Below are 25,659 nucleotides of genomic sequence, written 5' to 3' on the forward strand. Positions count from 1 at the left end.
CCTTGCCGCTCGAGGTCGGGTCCGCCGCGCCCAGGTTCACGCTCGACAACCAGTTCGGCGAGACCGTGGACAGCGCGTCGCTCGTCGGCGGCTCCGTCGTCGTCTTCTTCCCGTTCGCCTTCTCCCGCGTGTGTACCGATGAACTCGGCCAGCTCCGGGAGAACCTCGACCTCTTCGACGCCGCGGGCGTCACGCTGGTCGCGGTGTCCGTCGACCACAAGTACACGCTGCGCGCCTTCGCGGACGCTAACGACATCTCCTTCGACCTCCTGGCAGACTTCTGGCCCCACGGCTCGGTGACCCGCGCCTTCGACGCCTTCGACGCCGTCCACGGGTACGCGGAGCGGGTCAGCTACGTCCTGGACGGCTCCGGTACCGTGCGTGCCGTGGTGTCGTCGCCGCACGGACAGGGGCGGCCCATCGCCGACTACGCGCGAGCGCTGGGCTCGGTCGAAGCCGCACTGTGACGGCGGCGGGGGACAAGCGCGAGCAGGACGTGCCCGGGCCCGAATCCAACCCCCGCCTCGGCCTGACCGGGTTCGCGAGCGGGACGCCGGCGTCGGCCCTCGCACCCCTGGCCCCCGGGGAGCGCGACCTCCTCGACCAGGCCGTCGACCTGCTCGGTGGCCTGCGGCTTGCCGTGCTGACCGGAGCGGGACTGAGCACCGACTCGGGCATCCCCGATTACCGCGGCCCGCAGTCCGTCCCGCGCAATCCCATGACCTACCAGCAGTTCGTGGGCGACGAGGCGCTCCGCCGCCGCTACTGGGCGCGCAACCACGTCGGCTGGCGGCATCTCCGCCGTGCCGACCCGAACGCGGGCCACGCAGCCGTGGCGAAACTGGAGCAGCGGGGCCTGCTGTCGGGCCTCATCACCCAGAACGTCGACAGGCTCCACTCCGCGGCCGGCAGCGTGAACGTCATCGACCTGCACGGGACGTTCGATCGCGTCGTGTGCCTGCAGTGCGCGTCGACCTTCGCGCGATCGCGCATCGCCGAGATCCTCGAGGACCTGAACCCGGGGTACCTCGAGCGGGAGTCCGACGCCGGCGACGTGGCCCCCGACGCGGACGCGGATGTCGACGACACGGAGGACTTCGTAATGGCGCCCTGCCCGGTGTGCGGCGGGATGCTGAAGCCGGACTTCGTCTACTTCGGCGAGAACGTGCCGAAGGACCGTGTCGCCGACGCGTACGCCATGGTGGATGCCGCAGGGGCGTTGCTGGTCGCCGGGTCGTCCCTGACGGTCATGAGCGGACTCCGCTTCGTCCGGCATGCCGTCAAGGCGGGCAAGCCCGCCGTCATCATCAACCGCGGCTGGACGCGCGGCGACGACCTCGCCACGCTCAAGATCGAGGCAGGCGTGTCGGAGGCCCTGACGTACCTGGCCGAACGGTTGCCCGAAGTTCCGCGGGCCTAGGTGTTCTTCACCGGCTGGTCCGAGTAGTCAACCCGCAAAGCGAGTAGCGCCCACTGTTTCCCCGTCATCGGCTGCGCCGTAGGTTCATCCCATAGGTCTCTCAACTGGGGTGGAACATGCGTCATTCAACAAGGTCTCTGCTGGTCGCTCTCGGAACAGTGATGGCTGCAGCCGTCGCCCCCCTGGCCCTCGAATATCAGGGGCAGGCTGCGGAGGACGCTCCCGTCTCCGCCGTCGCGGACGCTGTCGCTCCAGCCCCCTCAGGTGTCGCCGGTGACGCCGTTGCGGATCCGGTCACGGCAATAGGCGGGCAGGACTCCCCGGTGCCCGAGGACACGCCTCCTGCGCCTGCTCCTGTTCCCGCGCAGCCCGGCAGTGGCATGGGTGGCGACCTCCCGCCCGGCTCGCTGCCCGTCCCGCCGTACCCGCAGTGTCCCATCACCGAGGCAGGGGTCTGGTGGACCGACCCCGCCGACCCCTACACGTGCATCCCGCCGGGCTCCATGCCGTTCCACGAGCCCACGCCACCGGGGATCGATCCGGAACTGCTCGAGCCGATCTTCGAGGAGCCCCAGACCCCGCCCGGCCCCGGCGATGACTGCAGGCTCGTCGGCGCGCTGCAGTGCACCGTGACCATCATGGGCCAGGACTACGTGGTGACGTTCTCCGACGGCAAGCCCGTGGGCGTGGCGGAGGCCCGGCAGTAGCCGAGCGCCGTAGCCGACCGCGGGGAGCTCGGAATGCAGGAAGCCCCGCAGGTGCCGTACGGCACCTGCGGGGCTTCCCTGTTCACGAGTGGGTCCTACCGGGATCGAACCGATGACATCCACGGTGTAAACGTGGCGCTCTACCAGCTGAGCTAAAGACCCTGGTCCTGCGATGCCGTCCCGCCGGCTACAGCCGGCAGCGCGTCATCACGAGGATCGACTATACCGGCTCGGCGAAGGATCGCGCCAATCCGTGCACGCTACTCGCCGGCCGCGAGCTGTCCGCAGGCGCCGTCGATCTCCTTGCCGCGCGTATCCCGCAGCGTGGTGGGGATGCCGGCGTCGCGCAGACGGTTGATGAACTCCGTCGAGACGCTCTTCTCCGACGCGGTCCAGATGGAGCCCGGCGTGGGGTTGAGCGGGATCGGGTTGACGTGCACCCAGCCACGGCCGCGCTGGTTGAGTTTCTTCGCCAGCAGGTCGGCACGCCACGCGTGGTCGTTCATGTCCTTGATGAGCGCGTACTCGATGCTCACGCGGCGCCCGGTGGTCCGGTAGTAGTTGTACGCCGCGTCGAGGGCCTCGTCGACCTTCCAGCGCGTGTTCACCGGGATGAGCTCGTCGCGGAGTTCGTCGTCGGGCGCGTGGAGCGACAGCGCGAAGGTGACCGGCAGCGACTCGGCCGCCAGTTTGTTGATGGCCGGCACCAGACCGACCGTCGACACGGTGATGTTGCGGGCGGACATGCCGAGACCCTCGGGGGAGTCGTCGACGAAGCGGTGCAGGGCCGCCATGACCCGCTTGTAGTTGGCCAGCGGCTCGCCCATGCCCATGAAGACGATGTTCGTCACGCGGTCGGCGTCGTGCCCGCCATCGGTGCGCAGGTCGCCCAGCGCGCCCTCGGCGAGGGCACGGTTCGCGGCGACGACCTGGTCCACGATCTCGGCCGTGGACATGTTGCGCGTCAGGCCGGCCTGGCCCGTCGCGCAGAACGGGCAGTTCATGCCGCACCCCGCCTGGGATGACACGCAGAGCGTCACGCGGCCCGGATAGCGCATCAGGACCGACTCGACGAGGGCGCCGTCGAAGAGGCGCCACAGGAACTTGATGGTGTCGCCGTTGTCCGTGGTCAAGCGCTTCACCTCGGTGAGCAGCGGCGGGAACATGGCCTTCACCAGTTCCTCGCGCCCCGCCTTCGGCAGGTCGCTCATGGCGGCCGGATCCGTGGTGTAGTGCGAGAAGTAGTGCGTCGACAGCTGCTTGGCACGGAAACCCTGGTGGCCCAGTTCCTTCAGCCGGTCCTGCCGCTCGGCGAGGGTCAGGTCCGCGAGGTGCACCGGCGGCTGGCTGACGCGCGGGGACTTGAACTGCAGCAGCGGCCTGCCGTCGCTGGACACGATCGGCTCGGCGCCCTCCACTTCGGGGCGCACCTGAGGGCGCGAGGAGGCAGGGGCAGGGGCGGCGGGGGTAACCGTAACGTCGGACATCCTTATCATTCTTTCATGGATGGCGCCAGCGTCCCAGTCGACGGCGTGTTCGATAGGACACTTCCCCCGCTCGGAATCCGCCGACATAAAACGGCGGGTCCGGTCGTGCGTGTGGCGGCGGGTGTTGCGACGGTAATAGTGTGAAAGCGGCCGGTTGGCCCGCGCGGGAACGCGCCCGAAAGCACCGGCACATGCAGCGCACTGCATGCAGCGGATAAACGACGGAGAACACATTGAGCGCACAGATCGGCGTCACAGGCCTGGCAGTCATGGGAGCGAACCTCGCCCGGAACCTGGCCCGCAACGGCTACACCGTGGCCCTGCACAACAGGTCGGTGGAGAAGACCGACATCCTGCTGGAGAAGCACGGCGACGATGGCGACTTCATCCGTACCGAGACCCTGCAGGAACTGGTCGACTCCCTCGAGAAGCCCCGGCGTGTGCTGATCATGGTCAAGGCCGGCAAGCCGGTGGATTCGGTGATCGACCAGCTGGTCCCGCTGCTGGAGCCCGGCGACATCGTGATCGACGGCGGCAACTCGCACTACGAGGACACGCGCCGCCGCGAGGCCGCCCTCTCCCAGCACGACCTGCACTTCGTCGGCGTCGGGGTCTCCGGCGGTGAGGAGGGTGCGCTCCTGGGCCCGTCGATCATGCCCGGCGGCTCCCGCGAGTCCTACGATTCCCTCGGCCCCATGCTGGAGAAGATCTCCGCGAAGTACAACGGTGAGCCGTGCTGCACCTGGATCGGCACGGACGGCGCCGGGCACTTCGTGAAGATGGTGCACAACGGCATCGAGTACGCCGACATGCAGGTCATCGGCGAGGCCTTCGACCTGCTGCGCTCGGGCGCCGGGATCGAACCCGCCGAACAGGCGAAGATCTTCACCGACTGGAACTCGGGCACCCTGTCCTCGTTCCTGATCGAGATCACCGCCGAGGTCCTCGGCCACACGGACGAGCGCACGGGCAAGCCCTTCGTGGACGTCGTCGTCGACGCCGCCGGACAGAAGGGCACCGGCCGCTGGACGGTCGTCTCGGCACTGGAGCTCGGCAGCCCGACCTCGGGCATCGCCGAGTCGGTGTTCGCCCGCGCCCTGTCCTCGCAGAAGGACCAGCGCGTCCTGGCCCAGGACATCCTGCAGGGCCACGAGAACACCGTCGAGCTGCCCGAGACGTTCGTGGAGGACGTCCGGCTGGCACTGTATGCCTCCAAGCTCGTCAGCTACGCCCAGGGCATCGACATGCTCACCGCGGCGGCGAAGGAGTACGGGTGGGAGCTCAAGCTCGACGAGATCGCCTCCCTGTGGCGTGCCGGCTGCATCATCCGCGCCGAGTTGCTCGACGACATCATGAAGGCCTACGCAGGCGACGAGCGCCCCGCGAACCTGCTGCTCGCCCCCGCCTTCGCCGAGGCCATCGCCGGAGCAGTCCCGGCCTGGCGCCGCGTGGTCGCGACCGCCGTGCAGTTGGGCATCCCCGTCCCGGTCTTCTCGGCATCGCTGGCCTACTACGACGGCCTGCGCCGCAAGCGCCTGCCCGCCGCACTCACCCAGGGCCTGCGCGACCTGTTCGGAGCACACACCTACAACCGCGTCGACACCGACGGAACCTTCCACACCCTCTGGGGCGAGGACAAATCCGAGATCGAAGCCGTCGACACCCACTGACGATTCTCGAAACGACAAAAGCCCCGGACCGAGGTCCGGGGCTTCTGTCGTTGCGCATGGAGGCGGCTAGATGTAGATGGCAGGGTCCACGTACTCCGCGGGGTCGACGGCGGGCTGCGTCTCGCGCCGCGAGTCGCGGTGCCGGAACGTCGCCGGGATGCCCGTGACGATGGAATCCGGTGGCGTGTCCTTCACCACGACGGCGTTGGCGCCGACGGCGCTGCCCGCCCCGATGGTGATGGGCCCCAGCACCTTGGCCCCCGCCCCGATGGTGACGCGGTCACCGATGGTGGGGTGGCGCTTGACCTTCTCCAGGGAGCGGCCGCCGAGCGTCACGCCCTGGTAGAGCATGACGTCGTCGCCGATCTCCGCGGTGCTGCCGATCACGATGCCCATTCCGTGGTCGATGAAGAACCGGCGCCCGATGGTCGCCGCCGGGTGGATCTCGACCCCGGTGAGTGCCCGCGCGAGCTGGGCGAGGGCGCGCGCGGGGAAGCGCAGCTTCTCGTTGCGCCACATGCGGTGGGTGAGGCGATGCACCCAGATGGCATGGAGTCCGGAGTACACGACGGTGTTCTCGAAGGAACCGCGGGCCGCCGGATCGTGGGTCCGTGCGGTTTCGAGGTCCTCGCGCAGTCGTTCTAGAAAGCTCACCGGCTACCTTTTCCTGGGGATGTCATGGTCTCGGACGGTGTCCGAGGTCGTGCGGGCTCAGCCGCGGATGTCGTCGAAGAGCACCGTGGAGATGTAGCGTTCGCCGAAGTCGCAGACAACGGCCACGATGAGCTTACCGGCGTTCTCCGGACGCTTCGCGAGCTCGAGGGCTGCCCAGACGATGGCTCCGGACGAGATACCGCCGAGGATGCCCTCCTGGGTGCCGAGGGCGCGTGCAACCCGGACGGAGTCCTCGACCGTCGCGTCCAGTACCTCGTCGTACGCCTCACGGTCCAGGTTCTCGGGGATGAAGTTGGCGCCGAGGCCCTGGATCTTGTGGGGGCCCGGAGCTCCGCCGTTGAGGATGGGGGAGTCAGCGGGCTCGACGGCGACGATCTGCACGCCGGGCTTGCGCTCCTTCAGCACCTGACCGACGCCGGTGATGGTGCCGCCGGTGCCGACACCGGCGACGAAGATGTCGACCTCGCCGTCAGTGTCCTCCCAGACCTCCTCCGCCGTGGTGGTGCGGTGGATCGCCGGGTTCGCGGCGTTGGCGAACTGCTGCGCCCAGATCGCGTTCTCCGTCGTGGCGACGATGTCCTTCGCCCTGTCGACGGCGCCGCGCATGCCCTCCGAGCCCGGGGTCAGCACGATCTCGGCACCGTAGGCCCGCAGCATGACGCGCCGCTCCGTGGACATGGTCTCCGGCATCGTCAGGATGACCTTGTATCCCCGCGCGGCTCCCACCATGGCCAGGGCGATGCCGGTGTTGCCGGAGGTGCCCTCGACGATCGTTCCACCGGGACGGAGGGCGCCTGCCTGCTCCGCCGCGTCGATGATGGCCACGCCGATGCGGTCCTTCACGCTGTTGGCGGGGTTGTAGAACTCCAGCTTGACGGCGACCTGGGCGTCGAGCCCCTCGGTCAGGCGGTTGAGGCGGACGAGGGGCGTCCGTCCCACCAACTGGGTAACGTCGTCATAGATCTTTGCCATGCGGGAGCCTGCCTGTTCGGGGTGCGGTGGATGTCGGCGTCGGGCGGGGCGAATCCGAACCGCCCGGGACCGACGGCGGTCAGTTTAACGGGTGGTCCGGGTCGCTCCTACGCGGCAAGCCACTGGGCGTAATATTTCCGCGCCTTGGACAGCTTCGGGTTGATGATCACCTGGCAGTAGCCCTGCTCCGGGTGCTTCGCGTAGTAGTTCTGGTGCCAGTCCTCCGCCACGTGGAACTGGGGGAGCCTGCTGACCTCGGTGACGATCGGGTTCTTCCAGTTCTCCTGGTTGCGCCTGATCGCGTCCTCGAACAGGTCCTTCTGCTCCGCGTCCTGGTAGTACATGACGCTGCGGTACTGCGTGCCGACGTCGTAGCCCTGCCGGTTCAGCGTGGTGGGGTCGTGGGACACGAAGAACATGTCCAGGATGACGTCCTCCGGGATGACGTCCTCGTCGAAGGTCACCGCCACCACCTCCGCGTGGCCGGTCATGCCCGAGCAGACGGAATCGTAGTCAGGGTGCCTCGTATGCCCGCCGGTGTAGCCCGAGACGACCTCGGTCACTCCGCGGGTCTTCTGGTAAAGGGCGTCGAGGCACCAGAAACAGCCTCCTCCGAGCACGAAAGTCTTCATGTCCTTGTCAATGCGCCGCGAGCGCGGATGATTCCCGGGGCGGATCAGCCGCCGGTGGACGGCGGAAGTTGGAGGCGTTCCACGGCGGGGGTATTACTGGTGTCATGGAACAGAACCAGCACGACGACGCTCCGGTGGCAGCGGCGGCACCGACCGTCGGCGACGTCCTCCTCGCCATCGGCGAGTTGTGGCCCGAGAGCCTCGCCGAGGGCTGGGACGCCGTCGGGCTCGTGGCAGGCAGGGCGGAGAACCGGGCGGCGAAGATCCTGTTCACTGTCGACCCGTCCGCTGCCGTCCTCGACGAGGCGCTCGCCTGGGGAGCGTCGATGATCGTGTCCCACCACCCGCTCCTGCTGAAGCCCGTCTCGTCGGTCGCGGCGTCCGGATTCAAGGGGGACGTCGTCCATCGGTTGATCGAGGCGGGATGCGCCCTCGTGACCGTCCACACCAACGGCGACAGTGCGGTCGGCGGCGTGTCCGACGTCCTGGCCGACGCCCTCGGGCTACGCGACGTCGAACCGCTCGCACCGGCTGCCGGGGGCCTGCCCGAGGAGGGCATCGGGCGCGTCGGCGATCTCGGGGCACCGGTGACGCTCGGTGCCTTCGCCGAGGCGGTCTTCTCCCTCCTGCCCGCCGTGGCAGGAGGGGTCCGGGTCGCAGGGAACAGCGATGCGCTGGTGCGCCGCGTGGCCGTGTGTGGTGGGGCCGGCGACTCCCTGTTCGACCGCGTCCGTGCCAGCCGGGCCGATGTCTACGTCACCGCCGACCTGCGCCACCATCCGGCCTTCGAGGTCCGGGAGGCCGCAGCGGGCGGCCCGCCCTACCTGATCGACGTGTCCCACTTCGGCAGCGAGTGGCTGTGGCTGACGCCGGCCGCGGACGCCCTGGGCGATGTGCTCGGCGCGCGGGGCTTCACGACCGATATCCGGGTCAGCAGTGTCAACACGGACCCCTGGGACTTCGTCCTCACCCCCGGCCCCTGACGTCCCGTCGCTGACGTCCGGTCGAGGCGACGTGGCCTAGGCTTGGACGACGCCCACGCCCGCTCGTCGTGCCCCATCCGACCCATCCTGGAGGTTAACCGTGGCCAAGGCTGCACCCGAGGAACAACTCCGCCTGCTCGACCTGCAGGCGCTCGATTCGACCCTCAACAAGCTGAGCCGGCAGGCTGCTGCCGCGCGCGCCAATCCCGAGCTCGGCACGGTCGCCGCCCGGGTGGCCGAGGTGGACGCGGAGCTCGTGCGCGCCACCACGGAGCTGGGGGACCTCGAGCGTGAGCTGACCCGCGCGGAAGACGAGGTGCAGGCCGTCGTCAACCGCCTCGAACGCGACGAGAAGCGCCTCAACAGCGGAACCGGGACCTCGAAGGACCTGACGGCGCTGCAGCACGAGGTCGCTTCCCTCACCAGGCGGCGCTCCGACCTCGAGGACGTCGAACTCGACGTCATGGAACGGGTGGAGGCGGCACGCGCCGCTAAGGCCGAGGTCCAGGGCCGGACGGACTCCGTCAGGGCGGAACTCCGGGCCCTCGAGGAGGCGCGTGACGCCGAACTCGCAGCCCTCGAGGGGCAGCGCGGCCAGGTGCAGGCGCAGCGCGACGAACTCGCGGCGACGTTCGACGCGGCGCTGCTCGCGATCTACGAGCGGATCCTCACCCGGCGCGGAGTGGGGGCGGCGCGGCTCTTCCACGGCAAGTCCGAGGGCTCGGGGATGCAGCTGAGCCCGGGCGACCTCGCCGACATCTCCGGTTCCGCCCCGGACGACATCGTGCTGTGCCCCGACTCCGGGTGCATCCTCGTCCGGTCCAGCGACTGGGGAAACCAGTAGCCGTGACAGATCAGCAGTTGTTCGACCCGTACGCATCCAGTACCTCGGAGAAGAGCGCATCACCCCAACAGGACCAGGGCGCCCCTGCGCGACTGGTCGTCGAAGCCGACGGCGGATCGCGCGGCAACCCCGGGCACGCGGGCTACGGCGCCCTCGTGCGCGACCCGGAGACGGGCCGCATCCTCGTGGAGAAGGCCGCCTACATCGGCAAGGCCTCCAACAACGTGGCGGAGTACTCAGGGCTCGTCTCGGGGCTGGAGCTGGCCCGCGAGATCAACCCCCAGGCCTCCGTCCACGTGAAGATGGACTCCAAGCTGGTCGTCGAGCAGATGTCCGGCCGGTGGCAGATCAAGCACGCCGACATGCGGACGCTGGCGGCCAAGGCGCGGAAGGTCCTCGATCCGCGCCAGGTGAGCTACGAGTGGATTCCACGCGAGCGGAACAAGGACGCCGACCGGTTGTCCAACGAGGCGATGGATGCCGGCATGGCCGGCGTCGAGTGGAAACCGCGTGTCGCTGCCGTGCAGCCGGCGGAGCCCGATGCGCCGGTCGAGGAGGCACCCCGTCCCGCAGGCAGGCTCCACCACCTGGAGGTGTGGACCCAGGACCTCGCTGCCGCGGAGGCGAGCCTTGGCTGGCTTCTCGAACGGCTGGGCTTCCCCCGCAGGGACTCGTGGAAGGACGGGGTGAGCTACGGCTCCGACGAGTTCTACCTCGTCCTCGAGAGCGGTCCCGACGTCGCCGCCGGCGCCCACGAGCGCCGCCGGCCAGGAGTGAACCACCTCGCGTTCCGCGCCGGCGCACGAGCCGACGTCGATCTGCTGGCACGGCGTGCTGCGAGTCACGGGTGGTCCCTGATGTTCACGGACAGGCACCCCTTCGCGGGCGGGCCGGAGCACTACGCCGCCTACCTCGAGAACGCCGAGGGCTTCGAAGTGGAGCTGGTCGCCGACTGACCGTCAGTCGAGCACGATCGTGAGCTGCGCGGGCTTCCGGGCGCCGGCGGGCTCGAGCTCCGCCGTCCACTTCTCGCGGGCCACCCTGAGCAGGGCCTCCGCCGTCTCCGGCGCGGCGCCGCGCCGCGTGAGCAGGTGGCGGGCGAATTCGCCGCGCGTGTGCTTGGCGAAATGGGACACGACGGTCCTCTTGCCGTTGCGCAGCTGGACCACGTTGACTGCCGCGCTCTGCTGCGCCGGCGGCGCCCAGGCAGCGGCGTAGGTGCTCGACCGGCAGTCGACGACGAGCCCCGCGCCTGCGTGCTCGGCCAGGGGAGAGGCGAGATGCTTCTTCCAGAAGCCCGCCAGCCGTCCCGTCCCGGGCAGGTCGACCGACATCGACAACCGGTAGGCCGGGATCGGATCGCCGAACGCGATGGCACCCCACAGGCCCGAGACGACGACGCAGTGCTCGCGTGCCCTGCGCTTCTGCACCGGCGTCATGCCGGCGTAGCCGAGCGCATCGTAGAGGACTCCGGAGTAGACGTCGTGTGCGGGTGCGGCCGGCGCGACGTCGAGCACCAGGTTCCGGGCCACATCGGCTGCGAGGGATTCTCCTACGCCGAGGATCGCGTGCGCGTCGTCGGCGCTGCTGGCGCTTTTGAGGGCGGCGAGGACAGCCCGGCGGGCCTCGTTGAGTTGCGGGAAGTGCAGGTCCTCCAGGTGGACCGGGCTGCCCTTGCGGGCTGCGGACTTGCCTTCGGACGGGGGAAGCAGGATCAGCACCGATCAACTGTACCCAACCCGCGCGGCTCGTCGTGCCCCGGACAGGACGGCCGCCTGGGCCGCCTAGAATGGTTCCTGGATGGGTCGACCAGGCGGCCGCGTTGGATGGTGTTCGCACTGCTCCACCGAGGAACGTCCGGGCTCCGCAGGGCAGGGTGGTGGGTAACGCCCACTCGGGGTAACCCGCAGGCCAGTGCCACAGAAAAGAGACCGCTGTCCGCGGCAGGCTTCGGCCGCTGCCGGCAGTAAGGGTGAAAAGGCGGTGTAAGAGACCACCAGCACACCGGGTGACCGGCGTGGCTCGGTAAACCCCACCCGGAGCAAGGCCAGACAGTGCACGTTCGAGGGCTGCCCGCCCGAGTGCACGGGTAGGCCGCTGGAGGGCGTCGGCAACGGCGTCCGTAGATGGATGGCCGCCACTCGCGCGACGGTAACGGCGTGCGATGACAGAACCCGGCGTATCGGTCGACCCATCCCTCGACCCCTGCCGCCCTTCGGCAGGCATCGCCCCTCCTTGCCGGGATAGTGCAATGCCATAATTCGGGTTGCGCGGGAACGGCCGCCTTGGTTGCATCATGTCCAGGCTGGGCCGACAGGAGGGCAGCAATGACAACCATTGCGGAACATCGGAGCGACGTCTCGGCCATGATGCGCCTGATGCACGCGACGCCGGAGGAACTGTGGCTGACGTACTTCGCCGACTCCGGCGATGCCAGTGAGCACGAGGTGGAGGAGTGGCTGTACGGGGTTCGCGAGCTGCCGCTCCCTCAGGTGGACCTGTTGGGCGTGGCGGTCAACGACCTCGCCGAGGAACACGGCCTCCAGACCCGGGTGGGAGACATCGCCGAGCGCAGTGCGGCTTTCCTCGCGGGTGAGGCGTAGCGGCAGGGACAGCAGCCGGAGTGCTTTGCGACGGGCATCGCCCAGAGGGCGGTTCCGTCCCGCGACGGTTCTGGTACGCGCCCGGCGCGTCGTGCGTTGTCCCACGCGCCGGGCGGCCTACCCTATGGGAACCGCCGCAGGTCTCAAACGCAATCGCGACGGTAACGAACGGGTCGGCATACTGCTGGGGCTTTGGGCCGGCCCGTTCACCTCGCACACCGGTGGTTTCCGAAGGCGCCGGTGATTCCCGACGTCGGGCTACGCGAGGCCGGGCAGAAAACGGTCCCCCGTACCCGGTCTCAAGAGGTAGGGGGACCGCCCGGCGTCTATAGCCGCCTCGGGAGCGCATCGACCGCGGTACTGCTGGGGAACGACCGCGGGACACCCACCCAGACACCATTTTCCGCTCCCCGTTCCCGCGCGGCAATCTCAGTGGACGAGCTAAGCCAAGGGAGAAACCGGGAACTTCCGGCAGGGCAGCAAGTTATTACCAAAGCGAACTATTATCGGCCGCGGGATCTCCGCCGTCAAGAGCAGGGGAAGTGAGGCCGAGAAGTGGCCGAATGCGGCAGGGATCCCTACGCGTCCTCCGTTAGGGTGATCGGATGAGCGCTGGGGGTACAGGGAGAAGACACCTTCTGGTGCGCAACCAGAACTTCCGGGCCCTGATGGTTTCGAGCACGTCCGGGGTGCTCGGCAACGCTGTCGCAGCCGTAGCACTGCCGATCATCGCCGCGGTGGAACTCGACGCCAGCAACTTCGAGGTCGCGGCGCTTGCCGGCATGACGTTCCTGCCCTGGCTCCTCTTCGGGCTCGTCATCGGCGTCTGGGTGGACCGGCTACCCCGGAAGCCGGTGATGCTGGCATCACTCGCCGTACGCGTGATCGTGCTCGCCCTGCTGCCGGTGGGCTACTGGCTCGGATTCCTCAGCACACCCCTGCTGTTCGGTGCTGCCTTCGTCGCCGGGATCACGTCCGTGTTCTTCCAGCTGGCGGATGCCGCCCTGGTCCAACAGGCCATCACGCCGGACGAGCTGATGGAGGGCAACGGCCTCATCACCGGCTCGGGCGCCGCGGCGGATGCGGCCGGCCGCTCGGCGGCAGGCTGGCTCACCAGTGCGGCAGGCGCGTCCAACACCCTGGTCGTGCAGCTGGCGACGTCGATCGTCTCCCTCGTGGCCATCCAGCGCCTCGACGTTGCGGAGGTGGTGCAGCCGCAGAGCGACCGGCGGGTCCTCCGCGAGATGTACGAAGGCCTCCGGTACACCTTCAGCACGGCGCCCCTGCGCGCCATCCTCTTCAATGCGGCCCTGTGGAACCTCGGCGGTAACATCGCAGCCTCCCTGATCGTCCTGCTGGTCCTGAGGACACTGGGGGAGTCGGAGGTCTGGCTGGGCCTGCTGCTGGCGGCGGCATCCGTCGGCGGAGCGGTCGGCGGGGTCACGGCGAACTGGATGGGGGAACGGTTCGGCTCGGGCCCGCTGTGGCGTTGGTCCATGGTGCCCGGCGTGTTCGGCTACGCCTCGCTGCTGATCATCACCCCCGGGTGGGGCATGGCCTGGGGAATCCTCGGCATGTTCGCCATGGGAGCGAGCGTTGCCTGGAACATCGTGGTCGGCTCGAGCTTTCGGCAGCGCGTCTGCCCGCCGGGGATGATGGGACGGCTGGGTGCGGCATCCCGGACGGTGAGCTGGGGGATGCTCGCGCTGGCAAGCCTGCTCGCGGGCATCTTCGCGGAGACGCTCGGGATCCGCGAGGCCATCCTGATCGGCGTCGTCATCGCATGTACTGCCCCGCTCGTGGCCCTGCTCGGGCCGCTGCGGGGCGTCCGGCGCCTGGAGGACCTCGTCGAGGCTCCCGCCGCCGACTCCCGGCTCGGGGCTTCGAAGAGCACCTGACCCTGCGTCCCCGCTCGCGACGCGGCTGCACGGACCCGGTCGAAAGTCCGCCGGGAACCCGTCCGGACAGGAGCCCCGACGGGCGGGCGGAGCAGGCGGTCCTAGTGGCCGAACGGGTCCGGATCGACGCCGGGCATCCAGGTGAGTCCCGGCACCCCCCAGCCGTGGTTCTGCATCGCCTTCTTGGCCTTCCGCGCCTGCCGGTTGTTGAGGCGGTCGACGTAGAGCTTCCCGTCCAGGTGGTCGTACTCGTGCTGCATGCAGCGGGCGAACCATCCCGTGGCCTCGAACTCGACGGGCGCGCCGTCGCCGTCGAACCCGGAGACCCGCGTCCACTCGGCACGCTTGAGCGGGAAGGCCTCCCCAGGGACTGAGAGGCAGCCCTCGGACTCGTCCTCGGGATCGGGGTCCGACCCGGGGATCTTGGTGGTCACGAGTGTGGGGTTGACGAGGACGCCACGCGGCGCCACGCCGTCGTCGTTCTCCATGCCGTACACGAAGATCCTCAGGCCCACGCCGATCTGCGGCGCCGCGAGACCCACGCCGTTGGCGACGTCCATGGTCTCGAACATGTCGGCGATCAGGGTGCGCAACTCGTCGTCGAAGGACTCGACCGGCTGGGCACGCCGGTGGAGGACCGGTTCGCCCATGATGGTGATGGGGTGGACAGTCATGGGACCTACCTGTTCTGGGTGCGCCGGTCCGCGATCGACCGGCCGATGGATTCGCGCATGATCTCGCTGGTACCGCCGAAGATGGTCAGCAGACGTGCGGCCAGGAAGGCCTGCGAGACCGGGTATTCGAGGATGTAGCCGTAGCCGCCGTGCAGCTGGAGGCACCGGTCCGTGATGGACTTGGCCCGCTCGCTCGCCCACAGCTTGGCCTGCGCTGCGGCGGTCGGCGTCAGCGTCCCCGCGTTGAACGCGAGTACCGCCTGGTCGACGAAGGCCTCGGTCACCTCGACCTCGGTCAGGACGTCGGCGAGGACGTGGCGGGTGTTCTGGAAGTCGAGCACGCGCTCACCGAAGGCGCTGCGCTCCGTGACGTACCGGACGGTCTGCTCGTAGGTGGCCCGTGCGAGGGCGGAGGAGGCGACGGCGATGCCGAGGCGGCCCTGCGGGATCTGCTCGAGGCTGTAGCGCAGGCCCTCGCCGACCTCGCCGACGAGGTCGGCTCCGGGAACCCGCACGTTGTCGAAGAACAGTTCCGCGGTATCGGAGGCCCGCAGGCCCATCTTGTCCAGTTGGCGCCCGGGGGTGTAGCCCTCGCCCTTGCGCACCATGAACAGGGAGAAGGAGTCACTGGAGCCGCGGCCGGAACTGCCGTCCGTGCGGGCGAGCACGAGGGAGGCGTCCCCGCTGATGCCATTGCCGATGAAGACCTTCTGGCCGGTGATGAGCCAGTCGTCGCCGTCGCGCACCGCCTTGGTCCGGATCCCGCGCAGGTCACTGCCGGCTCCGGGTTCCGTCCATGCGCAGGAGGTCACGATCTCGCCGGAGACCATGCCCGGGAGCCACCGCTCCTTGAGGTCGTTCGACCCGTGGGCGAGCAGGTGCGGAAGGACCAGGTCGTCGTGCAGGTGGAAGGCGAGCCCGACGGCGAGGTGGTTGCTGCGGGCGAACTCCTCATCGAGCACGGCGCGGAAGCGGTAGTCGGGCATCCCCGCGCCACCGAACTCCTCGGGTACGGCCAGTCCGAGCAGGCCCTGCTCGCCCGCGGCGGTCCAGACGGACCGGTCCATCATGTGCTGCTGGTCCCAGCCCGCGTAGTGAGGAGCGACGGCACGGTCGTTGAACTCACGGGCGACGTCCCGGAAAAGCTCGTGATCCTCTTCGAACACCGTGCGATCCATGGTCTTGGTCCTTCATTGCTGTCAGCCGGAGGCGGTTCACACCATGCCGTCCGGGCCGGGGCTTGCTGGGGCCGGAAATGCGTATGCCGCCCCGGATGATCTCCGGAGCGGCATACGTGGCCAGGATTCATCCTGACGACTGAGGGTGAGTAACGGGGGTTGAACCCGCGACCTCCTGGACCACAACCAGGCGCTCTGCCAACTGAGCTATACCCACCAAGTGTCTTCGCGGCCGGCCCGGCGGAATACTTCCTCCAGGCTGTCTGCGAAAGGCAGCGGATACAAGTTTACACACTTTTTGGAGTGCTCCGGACCGCCGCGCCGACGGCGCCGCCCCGGAGCACACAGGGGAGCGTCAGGGCACGATCGTGCGGGCGATGGCCTTGCTCGTGGCCGAGTCCGGTCCGGGCGAGGGGACGAAGACCGCGGCGCGGTAGTAGCGCAGCTCCCGGATCGAATCCTCGATGTCGCCGAGCGCCCGGTGCCCGCCCGTCTTGGCGGGCGACTGGAAGTAGGCGCGCGTGAACCAGCGGCGAGCGAGTTCCTTGATGGTCGACACGTCGATGATGCGGTAGTGCAGGTGATCGACGACGAGCGGCATGTCGCGGACGAGGAAGGTCCGGTCCGTCCCGACGGAGTTGCCGGCCAGCTGAGCCTTCCTCGGCTCCGGCACCCACTTCCTGATGTAGTCCAGGACCTGCTGCTCGGCCTCCGCCATGGAGATGCCGCCGTCGAGTTCCTCGAGCAGGCCCGACGTCGTGTGCATCTCCCGCACGAAATCACCCATCTGCGCGAGGGCCTCGGGCGTGGGCTTGATCACCACGTCCACACCGTCACCCAGGATGTTGAGTTCGGCGTCGGTCACGAGGACGGCGACTTCGATGAGGGCGTCATGGGCGAGGTCCAGCCCTGTCATCTCGCAGTCGATCCAGACGATGTGTTCATTCGATATCGGCATTCGACCAATCTACCGTCCGGTGCCGACGCCTTCGCGCCCATCCTTCGCGCCCGTCCTTCGCGGCCTGGTGGCGACCCGCCTACCGTCCGATGCTCCTGTCGAGGGCCTCTCGCCCGGCTGGCTGCCCGGCCGGCACCAGGCCCCGGTGCTAATATTCGAACAGTTCGCTCAGGGCTGCGGGGAGATCTGGGTAACCCTGCTGCCTCCAGCAAGGGCGCCGTACCGCGGAGTTCCCGCCGTTCAGCCTTCTGCGGCCACCGGCCTGAGGACATGGGCGTTCCCCGCCGACTTCTGCTTGCCGACGATTGGATTCCCCAGATGGCCGCCCAGGTCCCGCTCACCGAGGTCGAGACGCAGCCGGGGCCGAACCGTCCCAATGTCGCGATCGTCCAGGGATTCATCGGGTCCCTGATGATGTGGATGGGATCGCTCGGCGTCGGCTGGCTGTCGCTGGCGTCCGCGGAACTTCGGCGCAACCCCGTCATCATCTGGCTGCGCTTCGAGCCCGCCGGGGCTGTGCTGTCCGTCCTGCTCCTGGCGCTGGGCGGCATGCTCCTGATCCGGGCGTGGCTCCGGCTGGGCCAGCGGCTGAACGGCTGGTCGGATGACACCCGGCCGCACCTGATGAGAGCCATCGTCGCCTGGACCATCCCGCTTGCCGCGGCACTGCCCCTGTTCAGCCGGGACGTCTTCGCCTACATAGCCCAGGGCCAGGTCATGGTCGCCAAGCTGAACCCCTACGTGGACGGCTACTCCCAGATCTCGAACTACCTCCAGATCGGGGCCGACGACCTCTGGGCCCAGAGCCCCACGCCGTACGGTCCGGTGTTCCTCTGGATCGAGGAGGGCATCGTCAGGGTGACGGGCGGTCACCCCGACACCTCGATCATCCTGTTCAGGGTCGTAGCCCTCATCGGTGTGGCGCTCTGCGTCTACTTCGTCCCGAAGCTCGCCACCCTTCACTCGATCAATGCGAACCGCGCTCTCTGGCTGACCGTCGCCAACCCGCTGTTCCTCATCAACTTCGTGGCGTCGATCCACAACGATTCGCTGATGATCGGCCTCGCGCTCGCAGGGCTGTACTGCGCTGCGACGAAGCGCCCGGTGGTCGGGATCCTGCTGATCACGCTGTCCGTCGGGATCAAACCGATCACCCTGATCTTCCTGCCCTTCGTGGGGCTGATGTGGGCCGGCAGGGGAGCCTCCTGGCCACGGCGCTTCCTTTACTGGTTCCTGACCGCCGGGCTGTCCCTCGGGATCCTCTGGATCATGGGCGTCGTGAACACCTTCGGCTTCGGCTGGGTCGGCGCGCTCAGCACCCCCGGCAGCGTCTGGATCTGGTACGCCCCGGTCGGCTTCATCGGACTGGTCATCGCCACGCTGGGCAACGCCGTCGGCCTGAACGGGTGGGACATCGCCAATGTGTTCCATACCCTCGCGCGCCTGGCCTCCCTGGTGATCATCGCGCTGCAGATCTTCCGCGGCGACCACAGCCGCCTCGTCCGGAGGCTCGCCATAGCGTTCGCCGCCGTCGTCGTCCTCTCGCCGATGATCCAGTCCTGGTACGTCGTCTGGCTCATTCCGCTGTTCGCCGTCACGGGGATACGCGACGACTGGCAGGTGAAGTTCCTCTACTTCACCGTCGCCTTCTTCATGGTCTATGCGATCTCGGACCAGCTGGACATCTTCCCCTACTTCGACTTCAGCCTGATGATGGCGCGCCAGGTGGCCGCCGTCGTCGCCCTCGGCTTCGCGCTCTACCTGGTCTTCGTCGACCGCAGTACGAAGATCCTGTTCCGGCGTCGTTACCGGCCACTGGCGCCGGGCCAATTGCACTGACGCCGGGAAACCGGTCCGGAAACGGCGGATCCGGCGGGAATCGGCATGCGGGACCGGCGGCGAGCGGCAATACTAAGCAGATGATTGAAACAGGAACGACGACGTACAGCGGCGAGTTCGAGATCACCGCCTGGGATGCCGAGACCTATTCCGAGCCCGGCAGCACCGGCGAACTGTCCCGGGTCCGGGCCGCAAAGGTCTTCGAAGGTGAGATCAGCGGGACGAGCACGGCGGAACTGCTGATGGCGGGAAACGACATCGGTGCGGGGTATGTGGCATCTGAACAGTTCGTGGGGACCATCGGGGACCGCACCGGCGCGATGACGGTCCAGCACTGGGGGGTCGCCGAGGGATCCGATGCTGCGAGCTCCGGTCACATCATCCCGGGTTCCGGCACGGACGGGCTCCGCGGCATCTCGGGCAAGGCCATCTATTCGCAGGATCCGGACGGCCAGCATCGCCTCGAACTGAGGGTGAGTTTCGCCGGCGACGACGAGTAGGTCGGTGCGGTTCCGGGATAGGTGGAAGCGTCCATAGTAAACTGGGGGAAATGCCTCCGTAGCTCAGGGGATAGAGCAGGGGCCTTCTAATCCTCTGGTCGCAGGTTCGAATCCTGCCGGGGGCACAGGATGAGGGCCGGACGCCGAGGCGTCCGGCCCTCTGTATTCCCCGTCCCGCCGTCCGTGTCCTTCCCCGTCCCGCCGTTGCCAGCGCCCGGCCGGACTACGGGAGGTTGCCGGTATCGAATCTCTCGTCGTACACGCGCCCGGCCTCGTGCAGAAGGTCCTCGTGCAGCCGGCCGAGCGGCTTCACATCGGCGAGGAGCGGCTCGCAGTCAGGGCCCCGCCCCACGCATCGTCCCGTCAGGACCCAGGGGAATCTCTCCTCGTCCTCCGCCAGGTGCCGGTACTGGCAGATCTGGCGTGCCAGCCAGTCCTCGAGCGGGCGGGTCCACCACTGCTCGGGGGTCAGCGGGTTGACGGACAGCCCCGGCAGGGCGAGCCCGCTTTCGCCGTCCTCACTGGTCGAGCCCCGGTCCGCCTCGAAGCCGCACGAGTAGCGGAGGTAAAGCGTCTCCGCGCCCCGCACGAGGTCGGCCAGTTCGCTGAGGGTGCCGATGACGCGCTCATCGGTCCCGGTGGTCTCGGGAGGTGCTGCTGTGTCCATACCTCAACGCTAGGAACGTTTGCCTGTGCGCCTCAAGCGGTGATTGGTACCCCTGCACCACTTCCACTCCGCGCGCTGTTCACCTAGGGCCGTCCGGTAATGCCGTCCAAGCGGTTATCAACATAGGACGGTCCCTCCCTCCCCGCTGCCGGCGTCGAACCGAGACTTGAGCCGGGCCGCAGGCATTGCCGCCCTCCACGCAACGGAAGGACAGATCATGACCGACATCATCACCGTGCGGGGCTATGTCGCCACCGAGGTGCGGCTGACCGTGGCATCGAGCGGCCTGGCCATCACGGGTTTCCGCATGTGCTCCACCGAGCGCCGCTTCGACAGGGAAACCAGTGCGTGGGTGGACGGCCACACGAACTGGTACTCCGTCTCGATGTTCCGGCAGCTCGCGACCAATGCAGGCGCCAGCATCAAGAAGGGGGATCGAGTGATCGTTTCCGGCCGGCTGAAGGTGCGACCGTGGAGCAATGCCGACGGACGGACGGGGACGTCTGTCGAGATCGAGGCCGACACGGCCGGCCACGACCTGATGTGGGGCACGGCGAACTTCATCAGGACGGCGGCCAACCGGAGCGAGGCGCCGACGGGCGCTGTGCCCGACGACCATGGGGCTGGCCTTTCCGCCGAAGCCGGTGTCCCCGACGTCGTCGATGCCGCTACCGGTGAGGTGTACGGCGGTGGGCCCGATGTCGGCCCGGAAGGTGACGACGCCGCAGCGGCCGGCTCGGGGGATGACGCAGGGGACGACGCCGCGATCGGGCACGACGGAAAGGACCGCGACGAGCTGCTCGAAGCAACGGGTGCCCCCTTCTAGCGAGGGGTGCCCCCTTCTGGCGAGGGCGTCGCTGGGCGGGTGCAATCGCCGGTGTGAGGCCAGGCGTGCTGGCTGCTTGACGCCGGTCTGATGCCGGTCTGATGCCGGTCTGATGCCGTTCTGATGTCGGGTCGTTGCCGTCCCGATGGCGGCGGCATGCCGGGCTGATGGCGGCTCGACGCCGTTCTGGTGCCGGCTCGATGCCGGGCAGGATGCCGCGTGCGTGGCAGGATGAACGGGTGACCAATGCCCCTCCCGCGAAGCCGCAGCACCGAGCACCTGCCTGGCGCCGGACCCTCGCCGCGCTCGCGGCGGGTGCAGCGCTCACGCTCACCTCCTGCACGACATCACCCTCGCCGTCGCCGGATGCCCTCACCGACAGCGGCACCTCGTCACCGACTGCCGCGCCGGCCGACTCCGCCACGGCATCCGGGCAGCCGGCCGATGCAACACCAGCGCCGGCCGATACTGCACCAGCGCTGTCCGCGGTGCCTTCCTCGCCGGAGGTGGACGCCCCAAGGATTGCGGCAGCCGTCGAAGCGGCACTGCGAACGGTGGCCGGCAGCCAGGACTCGGTGTCGAGCGACCAGGTCCGGGGTGCCATCGAGCAGGGCTTCGCCGACGCCGGGTCGGCGCCCGAGGAGGTGGAGGTGTCGATCGATCGGACGCCGACAGGGCTCGACGTCGATGCCATCCAGGGCGCCGGGCGTACCGATGGAACGTGCATCGTGGGGGAGGTGCGCGAGGGCGCTGTGTCCGTGGCGGTGCTTCCCGCGCTCGCCTCCGGCCGGTGTTTCGTCGGTGACCAGCGATAGCAGCCCCACCGGACACCGTCCGGCCGCGACGGGCCGGTCCGGACCTAGCCAAATGTGAGATAAGGCTAGGCAAGCACTAGCCTTAGGTGTATGGCGGAATTTATCTACACAATGACCAAGGCCCGCAAGGCCGTTGGCGACAAAGTAATCCTCGACGACGTGAGCATGTCGTTCTTCCCTGGCGCGAAGATCGGCGTCGTCGGACCGAATGGTGCCGGTAAGTCCACCATCCTGAAGATCATGGCGGGCCTTGACACCCCCTCGAACGGTGAGGCGCGCCTCAGCCCCGGCTACACGGTCGGCATCCTCCTGCAGGAACCGCCCCTGAACGAGGAGAAGACCGTCCTCGGCAACGTTCAGGAGGGCGTGGGCGAGATTTACGGGAAGATCCAGCGGTTCAACGAGATCTCCGAAGAGATGGCCAGCCCGGACGCGGATTACGACACGCTGCTCGACGAGATGGGCAAGCTCCAGGAGGCCATCGACGCTGCCGACGCCTGGGACCTCGACTCTCAGCTGGAGCAGGCCATGGACGCGCTGCGCTGCCCACCGCCGGAAGCCGACGTCACCGTCCTGTCAGGCGGCGAGCGCCGACGCGTCGCGCTCTGCAAGCTGCTGCTGCAGAAGCCGGACCTCCTGCTCCTCGACGAGCCCACCAACCACCTGGACGCCGAAAGCGTGCTCTGGCTGGAGCAGCACCTCAAGTCCTACGCGGGCGCCGTCCTGGCCGTCACCCACGACCGGTACTTCCTCGACCATGTCGCGGAATGGATCGCCGAAGTGGACCGCGGTCACCTGTACCCGTACGAGGGCAACTACTCCACCTATCTCGAGAAGAAGCGCGCGCGCCTCGAGGTCCAGGGCAAGAAGGACCAGAAGCTCTCCCGGCGCCTCAGCGAGGAACTCGAGTGGGTCCGCTCCAATGCCAAGGGGCGCCAGACGAAGTCCAAGGCACGACTGAACCGCTACGAGGAGATGGCCGCCGAGGCCGAGCGCACGAGGAAGCTCGATTTCGAGGAGATCCAGATCCCGCCCGGCCCCCGGCTCGGAAGCCAGGTCATCGAGGCCCACGACCTGCGCAAGGGCTACGACGACCGCATCCTCATCGACGGACTGTCCTTCTCGCTGCCGCGCAATGGCATCGTCGGGGTCATCGGCCCCAACGGCGTCGGCAAGACCACGCTGTTCAAGACCATCGTGGGCCTCGAGCCCCTCGACGGCGGCGAATTGCGGATCGGTGAATCGGTGAAGATCTCCTACGTGGACCAGTCACGGGGCGGGATCGATCCCAACAAGTCGCTGTGGGAGGTTGTCTCCGACGGTCTCGACTACATCCAGGTCGGCCAGGTCGAGATGCCGTCCCGAGCCTACGTCTCGGCGTTCGGCTTCAAGGGTCCGGACCAGCAGAAGAAGGCCGGCGTGCTGTCCGGTGGCGAGCGCAACCGGCTCAACCTCGCGATGACACTCAAGCAGGGAGGCAACCTGCTGCTCCTCGACGAGCCCACCAACGACCTCGACGTGGAGACGCTCTCGAGCCTCGAGAACGCCCTGCTGGAGTTCCCAGGCTGCGCCGTGGTGGTCTCGCACGACAGGTGGTTCCTCGACCGGGTGGCGACGCACATCCTGTCCTACGAGGGCACCGAGGAGAATCCGGACAGCTGGTACTGGTTCGAGGGCAACTTCGACGCCTACGAGGAGAACAAGGTGGAGCGCCTCGGCGCCGACGCTGCGAAGCCGCACCGCGTCACCCACCGCCGCCTCACGCGCGACTAGGGTCGACCGGGGAACCGGAGCGGAACCACGGAAAGGGGCACACGGCTGGCTGAACTGGTCCCCGGATGTTGGACTGGCTAAGTACGTAGGTTAGGCCGCGAGGGTCTGAGCACGGTATTGCACCGGGCTCAGGCCCTCGAGCTTTGTGGAGATTCTTGTGGTGTTGTACCAGTGGATGTAGTCGTGCAGGGCTTCGGTGAGGGCGTCGGTGCTGATGAAGCGCACGCGGTGGAACAGTTCTTCCTTGAGGTGGCCGAAGAAGTTCTCCATGACGGCGTTGTCGTAGCAGTTGGCCTTGCGGGACATCGACTGGTTCGCGCCGGCGTTCTGGAGCAACCGCCGCCAGGAGGCGTGCTGGTATTGGAAGCCCTGGTCCGAGTGCACCAACGGCCGCTGTCCGTCCTCGAGCGTTGTCAGGGCTTCTCGTAGGGATGTGTTGGTCAGCCCGAGGTTCGGTGAGGTGCCCACCGTGTAGGAGATGATCTGCCGGTCGAAGAGGTCCATGACCGGTGAGAGGTAGAGCTTCCGGTCGCCGACACTGAACTCGGTCACATCGGTGACCCACTTCTGGTTCGGCGCGTCCGCTGCGAAGTCCCGGTCCAACACGTTCGCCGCGATCCTGCCCTGCCCGCCCCGGTAGGAGCTGTAGCGCTTCCTCCGCCGGACCTGACAGGCCAGGCGCAGTGATCGCATCAGCTTCAGCACGGTCTTCTTCGCCACGGTCCACCCCTGCTGGGTGAGGATGGTGTGGATGCGGTGGTGCCCGTACCGTCCATGGTTCGTCGTGAAGATCTCTGTGATCGCGGTCTTGAGCTGTTGGCGCGGATCCGGTGCCAGGAGCCGGGCCTGGTGGTAGAAGAACGTGGACCGGGCCAGGCCGGTGACCTCGAGCAGCACCGGGAGCGGGAAGTCGGCCTTGAGGGCGATGACGGCCTGCACCTTCACCGTCGTGGTTCCTGCGCGCTCAAGGCCCGTAATTTTCCCAGGTACGCGACCTCCGCCCGTAACAGTTCGTTCTCGCGCCGCAACCGCTCCAGCTCGGACACCTCCGCAGGCGGTGAGGACTTGGGGCTCCTGGGTCTGCCTTTGGGTTTGGGCCGTAACCCGTCGGCGCCGTCGCGGCGATACTCCCTGACCCATCTCTGAAGGAGCAGAGGCGAGGACAGACCGGCCTCCGTCGCGAGGTTCAGTGACGTCTCACCCGCGATGAACCGCTCCACCAGGACGAGCTTGACCTCGAACGAGTACACCTGTTTCGGCTTAGCCACCAGCGCTCCTCGACCACGGATTTTCCACCGCTCATACAAACGACCCACCGGCCTACGATGCACACCCAGTGAACTGGCTGTCGCCATATCCGCGATGCCCTTCTCGAACAACGCTATAGCGGCCTCGCGCTGCTCCACCGACAACGAACTACGTGCATCCATAAAAACTGCTCCCCGGAAGTCGAAACTGAATTCCTCAGTCCAACTTCCGGGGAGCAGTTCAGGCCGTGTGCCCCTTTCCGTGTCCGGAATGCTCCACCCGGCCGCCGAACGGATACGCATGCCGTGCCGAGCGACCTCAGGCGGGAGGGACCCGGACCATGCCCTCCTGCGCCACGCTCGCCACGAGCTCTCCGCTGCGGTTGTAGATCCGTCCGGCGGCAAGCCCGCGCGCGCCGGACGCGCTCGGCGAACTCTGGACGTAAAGCAGCCAGTCATCCACGCGGACCGGGCGATGCCACCACATGGCGTGGTCGAGGCTGGCGACGTTCATGCCGGGCTGGATCCAGGTGAGGCCGTGCGGTCGCAGGATCGACTCCAGCAGGGTGTAGTCGCTCGCGTACGCCAGGGCGGCGCGGTGCAGGTTCGGGTCGTCGGGCATCGGTCCCAGGCTCTTCATCCAGACCGCGTTGCGCGGTTCGCGCGAACCTTCGTTGGACAGGTACAGCGGCGCATCGATGTGCCGGATGTCGAACGGCCGGTCGAAGGCCCAGGCCTGGGCGACCGGATGATCGAAGCCTCCCAGGAGTTCGGCGGTCGACGGCAGGCTCTCGGGGTCGGGCACACCGGCCGGCATCGTGTCCTGGTGGGCGATGCCCTCGTCGGGCTCCTGGAAGGACGCGATCATCGACAGGATCGGCACGCCGTTCTGGTAGGCGTGCGTGCGGCGGGCCGAGAACGACCGCCCGTCGCGCAGGCGCTGCACCCCGAAGGTGATGGGCTGGTCCGCGTCGCCGGCACGCAGGAAGTAGCCGTGCATCGAGTGGACGGCCCGGCTGGGCTCCACGGTACGCATGGCCGCGATGAGCGACTGCGCGAGCACCTGGCCACCGAAGACGCGACGGCCCGGCTGCCGCGCCGAGGTCCCGACGAAGATCTCCTCGTCCGTCTGCGCCCCCTCCGCGCTGCTCAGGTCGAGGAGGTCCAGGAGTGCCGCGGTGGGGTCCTTCCTCCGCTGTCCGGCCGGTGCTTCAGCTGATGGCGCGTGGTCTGCCATGGTTCGATGTCTCCTCGTGGACAGGTAAGAGCGTCGCGGTGCGCCGCTGCAGGC

At 68.1% G+C, this 25,659-nt stretch carries 26 protein-coding genes, 3 tRNA genes and 1 other RNA gene; 16 read left to right on the forward strand and 14 right to left on the reverse strand.

From position 1 onward, the window contains the following. Nucleotides 1-2 precede the first annotated feature (2 nt). The 3 genes from P5G52_RS10685 to P5G52_RS10695 all read left to right on the forward strand — a co-directional run bounded on the left by P5G52_RS10685 (nucleotide 3) and on the right by P5G52_RS10695 (nucleotide 2,127). Nucleotides 3-467 carry a redoxin domain-containing protein gene (locus P5G52_RS10685; RefSeq protein WP_301227225.1) on the forward strand — a complete coding sequence of 155 codons (465 nt, stop codon included), beginning with the start codon at nucleotides 3-5 and terminating at the stop codon, nucleotides 465-467. Further along, nucleotides 464-1,420 (forward strand): NAD-dependent protein deacetylase, encoded by a 957-nt coding sequence (locus P5G52_RS10690; protein ID WP_301227227.1) that lies wholly within the window; start codon nucleotides 464-466, stop codon nucleotides 1,418-1,420. The genes P5G52_RS10685 and P5G52_RS10690 overlap by 4 nt, the downstream gene beginning before the upstream one ends. A gap of 161 nt (nucleotides 1,421-1,581) precedes the next feature. Next, nucleotides 1,582-2,127, forward strand: coding sequence for a hypothetical protein (locus P5G52_RS10695; protein ID WP_301227229.1), 546 nt, complete (start codon nucleotides 1,582-1,584; stop codon nucleotides 2,125-2,127). 89 nt (nucleotides 2,128-2,216) lie between these two features. On the opposite strand, the gene P5G52_RS10700 is transcribed toward P5G52_RS10695, so the two are convergent. Together P5G52_RS10700 and rlmN are read right to left on the reverse strand one after the other, a co-directional pair. After that, a tRNA-Val gene (locus P5G52_RS10700) sits at nucleotides 2,217-2,289 on the reverse strand. A 98-nt stretch (nucleotides 2,290-2,387) separates the two neighbouring features. After that, the gene (gene rlmN / locus P5G52_RS10705; RefSeq protein WP_301227231.1) at nucleotides 2,388-3,614 is read right to left on the reverse strand and encodes a dual-specificity RNA methyltransferase RlmN; all 1,227 of its coding nucleotides are present in this window, start codon (nucleotides 3,612-3,614) and stop codon (nucleotides 2,388-2,390) included. 233 nt (nucleotides 3,615-3,847) lie between these two features. Here rlmN and gndA point away from each other — a divergent pair, with 233 nt between their 5' ends. Beyond that, nucleotides 3,848-5,284 carry an NADP-dependent phosphogluconate dehydrogenase gene (gene gndA / locus P5G52_RS10710; protein ID WP_301227233.1) on the forward strand — a complete coding sequence of 479 codons (1,437 nt, stop codon included), beginning with the start codon at nucleotides 3,848-3,850 and terminating at the stop codon, nucleotides 5,282-5,284. A 66-nt stretch (nucleotides 5,285-5,350) separates the two neighbouring features. Here the strand turns inward: gndA and epsC are convergent, their stop codons facing one another. The 3 genes from epsC to msrA all read right to left on the reverse strand — a co-directional run bounded on the left by epsC (nucleotide 5,351) and on the right by msrA (nucleotide 7,563). Then, nucleotides 5,351-5,938 (reverse strand): serine O-acetyltransferase EpsC, encoded by a 588-nt coding sequence (gene epsC, locus P5G52_RS10715; protein WP_087075947.1) that lies wholly within the window; start codon nucleotides 5,936-5,938, stop codon nucleotides 5,351-5,353. A gap of 57 nt (nucleotides 5,939-5,995) precedes the next feature. After that, complete coding sequence (cysK, locus tag P5G52_RS10720; protein WP_301227236.1) at nucleotides 5,996-6,931, reverse strand: cysteine synthase A; 936 nt, start codon at nucleotides 6,929-6,931, stop codon at nucleotides 5,996-5,998. A 107-nt stretch (nucleotides 6,932-7,038) separates the two neighbouring features. Continuing rightward, entirely contained in the window at nucleotides 7,039-7,563 is a 525-nt protein-coding gene (msrA, locus tag P5G52_RS10725; RefSeq protein ID WP_301227238.1) for a peptide-methionine (S)-S-oxide reductase MsrA, read from the reverse strand. A 104-nt stretch (nucleotides 7,564-7,667) separates the two neighbouring features. On the opposite strand from msrA, the gene P5G52_RS10730 reads away from it, so the two are divergent. From P5G52_RS10730 to P5G52_RS10740, 3 genes are all read left to right on the forward strand, one after another. Continuing rightward, nucleotides 7,668-8,546 carry a Nif3-like dinuclear metal center hexameric protein gene (locus P5G52_RS10730; protein WP_301227240.1) on the forward strand — a complete coding sequence of 293 codons (879 nt, stop codon included), beginning with the start codon at nucleotides 7,668-7,670 and terminating at the stop codon, nucleotides 8,544-8,546. Nucleotides 8,547-8,646: 100 nt separating this feature from the next. Next, complete coding sequence (locus tag P5G52_RS10735) at nucleotides 8,647-9,390, forward strand: zinc ribbon domain-containing protein (RefSeq protein ID WP_301227242.1); 744 nt, start codon at nucleotides 8,647-8,649, stop codon at nucleotides 9,388-9,390. Between the two features lie 92 nt (nucleotides 9,391-9,482). After that, the gene (locus P5G52_RS10740; protein ID WP_301228766.1) at nucleotides 9,483-10,346 is read left to right on the forward strand and encodes a reverse transcriptase-like protein; all 864 of its coding nucleotides are present in this window, start codon (nucleotides 9,483-9,485) and stop codon (nucleotides 10,344-10,346) included. Between the two features lie 3 nt (nucleotides 10,347-10,349). Here the strand turns inward: P5G52_RS10740 and P5G52_RS10745 are convergent, their stop codons facing one another. Then, nucleotides 10,350-11,111, reverse strand: coding sequence for a YaaA family protein (locus P5G52_RS10745; RefSeq protein ID WP_301227244.1), 762 nt, complete (start codon nucleotides 11,109-11,111; stop codon nucleotides 10,350-10,352). Nucleotides 11,112-11,191: 80 nt separating this feature from the next. Here P5G52_RS10745 and rnpB point away from each other — a divergent pair. The 3 genes from rnpB (at nucleotide 11,192) to P5G52_RS10760 (ending at nucleotide 13,891) form a co-directional block, all read left to right on the forward strand. Beyond that, nucleotides 11,192-11,588: RNase P RNA component class A (rnpB, locus tag P5G52_RS10750), an RNA gene on the forward strand. 129 nt (nucleotides 11,589-11,717) lie between these two features. Beyond that, complete coding sequence (locus P5G52_RS10755) at nucleotides 11,718-11,993, forward strand: hypothetical protein (protein WP_301227246.1); 276 nt, start codon at nucleotides 11,718-11,720, stop codon at nucleotides 11,991-11,993. Between the two features lie 641 nt (nucleotides 11,994-12,634). Continuing rightward, nucleotides 12,635-13,891 (forward strand): MFS transporter, encoded by a 1,257-nt coding sequence (locus P5G52_RS10760; RefSeq protein WP_301227248.1) that lies wholly within the window; start codon nucleotides 12,635-12,637, stop codon nucleotides 13,889-13,891. Nucleotides 13,892-13,992: 101 nt separating this feature from the next. Here the strand turns inward: P5G52_RS10760 and def are convergent, their stop codons facing one another. The 4 genes from def to orn all read right to left on the reverse strand — a co-directional run bounded on the left by def (nucleotide 13,993) and on the right by orn (nucleotide 16,701). After that, entirely contained in the window at nucleotides 13,993-14,565 is a 573-nt protein-coding gene (def, locus tag P5G52_RS10765; RefSeq protein ID WP_301227250.1) for a peptide deformylase, read from the reverse strand. Nucleotides 14,566-14,570: 5 nt separating this feature from the next. Then, the gene (locus P5G52_RS10770; protein WP_301227252.1) at nucleotides 14,571-15,743 is read right to left on the reverse strand and encodes an acyl-CoA dehydrogenase family protein; all 1,173 of its coding nucleotides are present in this window, start codon (nucleotides 15,741-15,743) and stop codon (nucleotides 14,571-14,573) included. A 144-nt stretch (nucleotides 15,744-15,887) separates the two neighbouring features. After that, nucleotides 15,888-15,960: transfer RNA gene (locus P5G52_RS10775), tRNA-His, on the reverse strand. 138 nt (nucleotides 15,961-16,098) lie between these two features. Further along, on the reverse strand, nucleotides 16,099-16,701 hold the full coding sequence (gene orn, locus P5G52_RS10780) for an oligoribonuclease (RefSeq protein ID WP_301227254.1): 603 nt from the start codon (nucleotides 16,699-16,701) through the stop codon (nucleotides 16,099-16,101). 318 nt (nucleotides 16,702-17,019) lie between these two features. Here orn and mptB point away from each other — a divergent pair, with 318 nt between their 5' ends. The 3 genes from mptB (at nucleotide 17,020) to P5G52_RS10795 (ending at nucleotide 19,165) form a co-directional block, all read left to right on the forward strand. Then, on the forward strand, nucleotides 17,020-18,540 hold the full coding sequence (mptB, locus tag P5G52_RS10785) for a polyprenol phosphomannose-dependent alpha 1,6 mannosyltransferase MptB (RefSeq protein WP_301227256.1): 1,521 nt from the start codon (nucleotides 17,020-17,022) through the stop codon (nucleotides 18,538-18,540). 80 nt (nucleotides 18,541-18,620) lie between these two features. Continuing rightward, entirely contained in the window at nucleotides 18,621-19,040 is a 420-nt protein-coding gene (locus tag P5G52_RS10790) for a DUF3224 domain-containing protein (RefSeq protein WP_301227258.1), read from the forward strand. Nucleotides 19,041-19,092: 52 nt separating this feature from the next. Next, nucleotides 19,093-19,165: transfer RNA gene (locus P5G52_RS10795), tRNA-Arg, on the forward strand. Between the two features lie 98 nt (nucleotides 19,166-19,263). Here the strand turns inward: P5G52_RS10795 and P5G52_RS10800 are convergent. After that, a complete protein-coding gene (locus tag P5G52_RS10800; RefSeq protein ID WP_301227260.1) occupies nucleotides 19,264-19,707 on the reverse strand; it encodes a DUF6098 family protein in 444 nt (147 codons plus the stop codon). Between the two features lie 217 nt (nucleotides 19,708-19,924). On the opposite strand from P5G52_RS10800, the gene P5G52_RS10805 reads away from it, so the two are divergent. From P5G52_RS10805 to ettA, 3 genes are all read left to right on the forward strand, one after another. Then, a complete protein-coding gene (locus P5G52_RS10805; RefSeq protein ID WP_301227262.1) occupies nucleotides 19,925-20,533 on the forward strand; it encodes a single-stranded DNA-binding protein in 609 nt (202 codons plus the stop codon). 239 nt (nucleotides 20,534-20,772) lie between these two features. Further along, nucleotides 20,773-21,348: a DUF6993 domain-containing protein gene (locus P5G52_RS10810; RefSeq protein ID WP_301227264.1), complete on the forward strand. Its 576-nt coding sequence runs from the start codon at nucleotides 20,773-20,775 to the stop codon at nucleotides 21,346-21,348. A gap of 90 nt (nucleotides 21,349-21,438) precedes the next feature. After that, the gene (gene ettA, locus P5G52_RS10815; protein WP_301227266.1) at nucleotides 21,439-23,121 is read left to right on the forward strand and encodes an energy-dependent translational throttle protein EttA; all 1,683 of its coding nucleotides are present in this window, start codon (nucleotides 21,439-21,441) and stop codon (nucleotides 23,119-23,121) included. A gap of 90 nt (nucleotides 23,122-23,211) precedes the next feature. On the opposite strand, the gene P5G52_RS10820 is transcribed toward ettA, so the two are convergent. The 3 genes from P5G52_RS10820 to tesB all read right to left on the reverse strand — a co-directional run bounded on the left by P5G52_RS10820 (nucleotide 23,212) and on the right by tesB (nucleotide 25,605). Then, entirely contained in the window at nucleotides 23,212-24,066 is an 855-nt protein-coding gene (locus P5G52_RS10820) for an IS3 family transposase (RefSeq protein WP_301227268.1), read from the reverse strand. Continuing rightward, nucleotides 24,063-24,389: a helix-turn-helix domain-containing protein gene (locus P5G52_RS10825; protein WP_301227270.1), complete on the reverse strand. Its 327-nt coding sequence runs from the start codon at nucleotides 24,387-24,389 to the stop codon at nucleotides 24,063-24,065. Before P5G52_RS10825 ends, P5G52_RS10820 begins: the two co-directional genes overlap by 4 nt. Nucleotides 24,390-24,687: 298 nt before the next feature. Then, a complete protein-coding gene (gene tesB / locus P5G52_RS10830; protein WP_301227272.1) occupies nucleotides 24,688-25,605 on the reverse strand; it encodes an acyl-CoA thioesterase II in 918 nt (305 codons plus the stop codon). Nucleotides 25,606-25,659 lie beyond the last annotated feature (54 nt).

The sequence above is a fragment of the Arthrobacter burdickii genome (assembly GCF_030433645.1).
Lineage (GTDB): Bacteria > Actinomycetota > Actinomycetes > Actinomycetales > Micrococcaceae > Arthrobacter_D > Arthrobacter_D burdickii.

What these genes read in the sequence shown, in the direction of transcription:
- P5G52_RS10730 (WP_301227240.1), top strand. Translation starts at nt 7,668, where the DNA reads ATGGAACAGAACCAGCACGACGACGCTCCGGTGGCAGCGGCGGCACCG.
- orn (WP_301227254.1), bottom strand. Translation starts at nt 16,701, where the DNA reads ATGCCGATATCGAATGAACACATCGTCTGGATCGACTGCGAGATGACA.
- P5G52_RS10770 (WP_301227252.1), bottom strand. Translation starts at nt 15,743, where the DNA reads ATGGATCGCACGGTGTTCGAAGAGGATCACGAGCTTTTCCGGGACGTC.
- P5G52_RS10790 (WP_301227258.1), top strand. Translation starts at nt 18,621, where the DNA reads ATGATTGAAACAGGAACGACGACGTACAGCGGCGAGTTCGAGATCACC.
- rlmN (WP_301227231.1), bottom strand. Translation starts at nt 3,614, where the DNA reads ATGTCCGACGTTACGGTTACCCCCGCCGCCCCTGCCCCTGCCTCCTCG.
- msrA (WP_301227238.1), bottom strand. Translation starts at nt 7,563, where the DNA reads ATGAAGACTTTCGTGCTCGGAGGAGGCTGTTTCTGGTGCCTCGACGCC.
- tesB (WP_301227272.1), bottom strand. Translation starts at nt 25,605, where the DNA reads ATGGCAGACCACGCGCCATCAGCTGAAGCACCGGCCGGACAGCGGAGG.
- cysK (WP_301227236.1), bottom strand. Translation starts at nt 6,931, where the DNA reads ATGGCAAAGATCTATGACGACGTTACCCAGTTGGTGGGACGGACGCCC.
- mptB (WP_301227256.1), top strand. Translation starts at nt 17,020, where the DNA reads ATGGCCGCCCAGGTCCCGCTCACCGAGGTCGAGACGCAGCCGGGGCCG.
- P5G52_RS10800 (WP_301227260.1), bottom strand. Translation starts at nt 19,707, where the DNA reads ATGGACACAGCAGCACCTCCCGAGACCACCGGGACCGATGAGCGCGTC.
- P5G52_RS10695 (WP_301227229.1), top strand. Translation starts at nt 1,582, where the DNA reads ATGGCTGCAGCCGTCGCCCCCCTGGCCCTCGAATATCAGGGGCAGGCT.
- def (WP_301227250.1), bottom strand. Translation starts at nt 14,565, where the DNA reads ATGACTGTCCACCCCATCACCATCATGGGCGAACCGGTCCTCCACCGG.
- P5G52_RS10755 (WP_301227246.1), top strand. Translation starts at nt 11,718, where the DNA reads ATGACAACCATTGCGGAACATCGGAGCGACGTCTCGGCCATGATGCGC.
- P5G52_RS10805 (WP_301227262.1), top strand. Translation starts at nt 19,925, where the DNA reads ATGACCGACATCATCACCGTGCGGGGCTATGTCGCCACCGAGGTGCGG.
- ettA (WP_301227266.1), top strand. Translation starts at nt 21,439, where the DNA reads ATGGCGGAATTTATCTACACAATGACCAAGGCCCGCAAGGCCGTTGGC.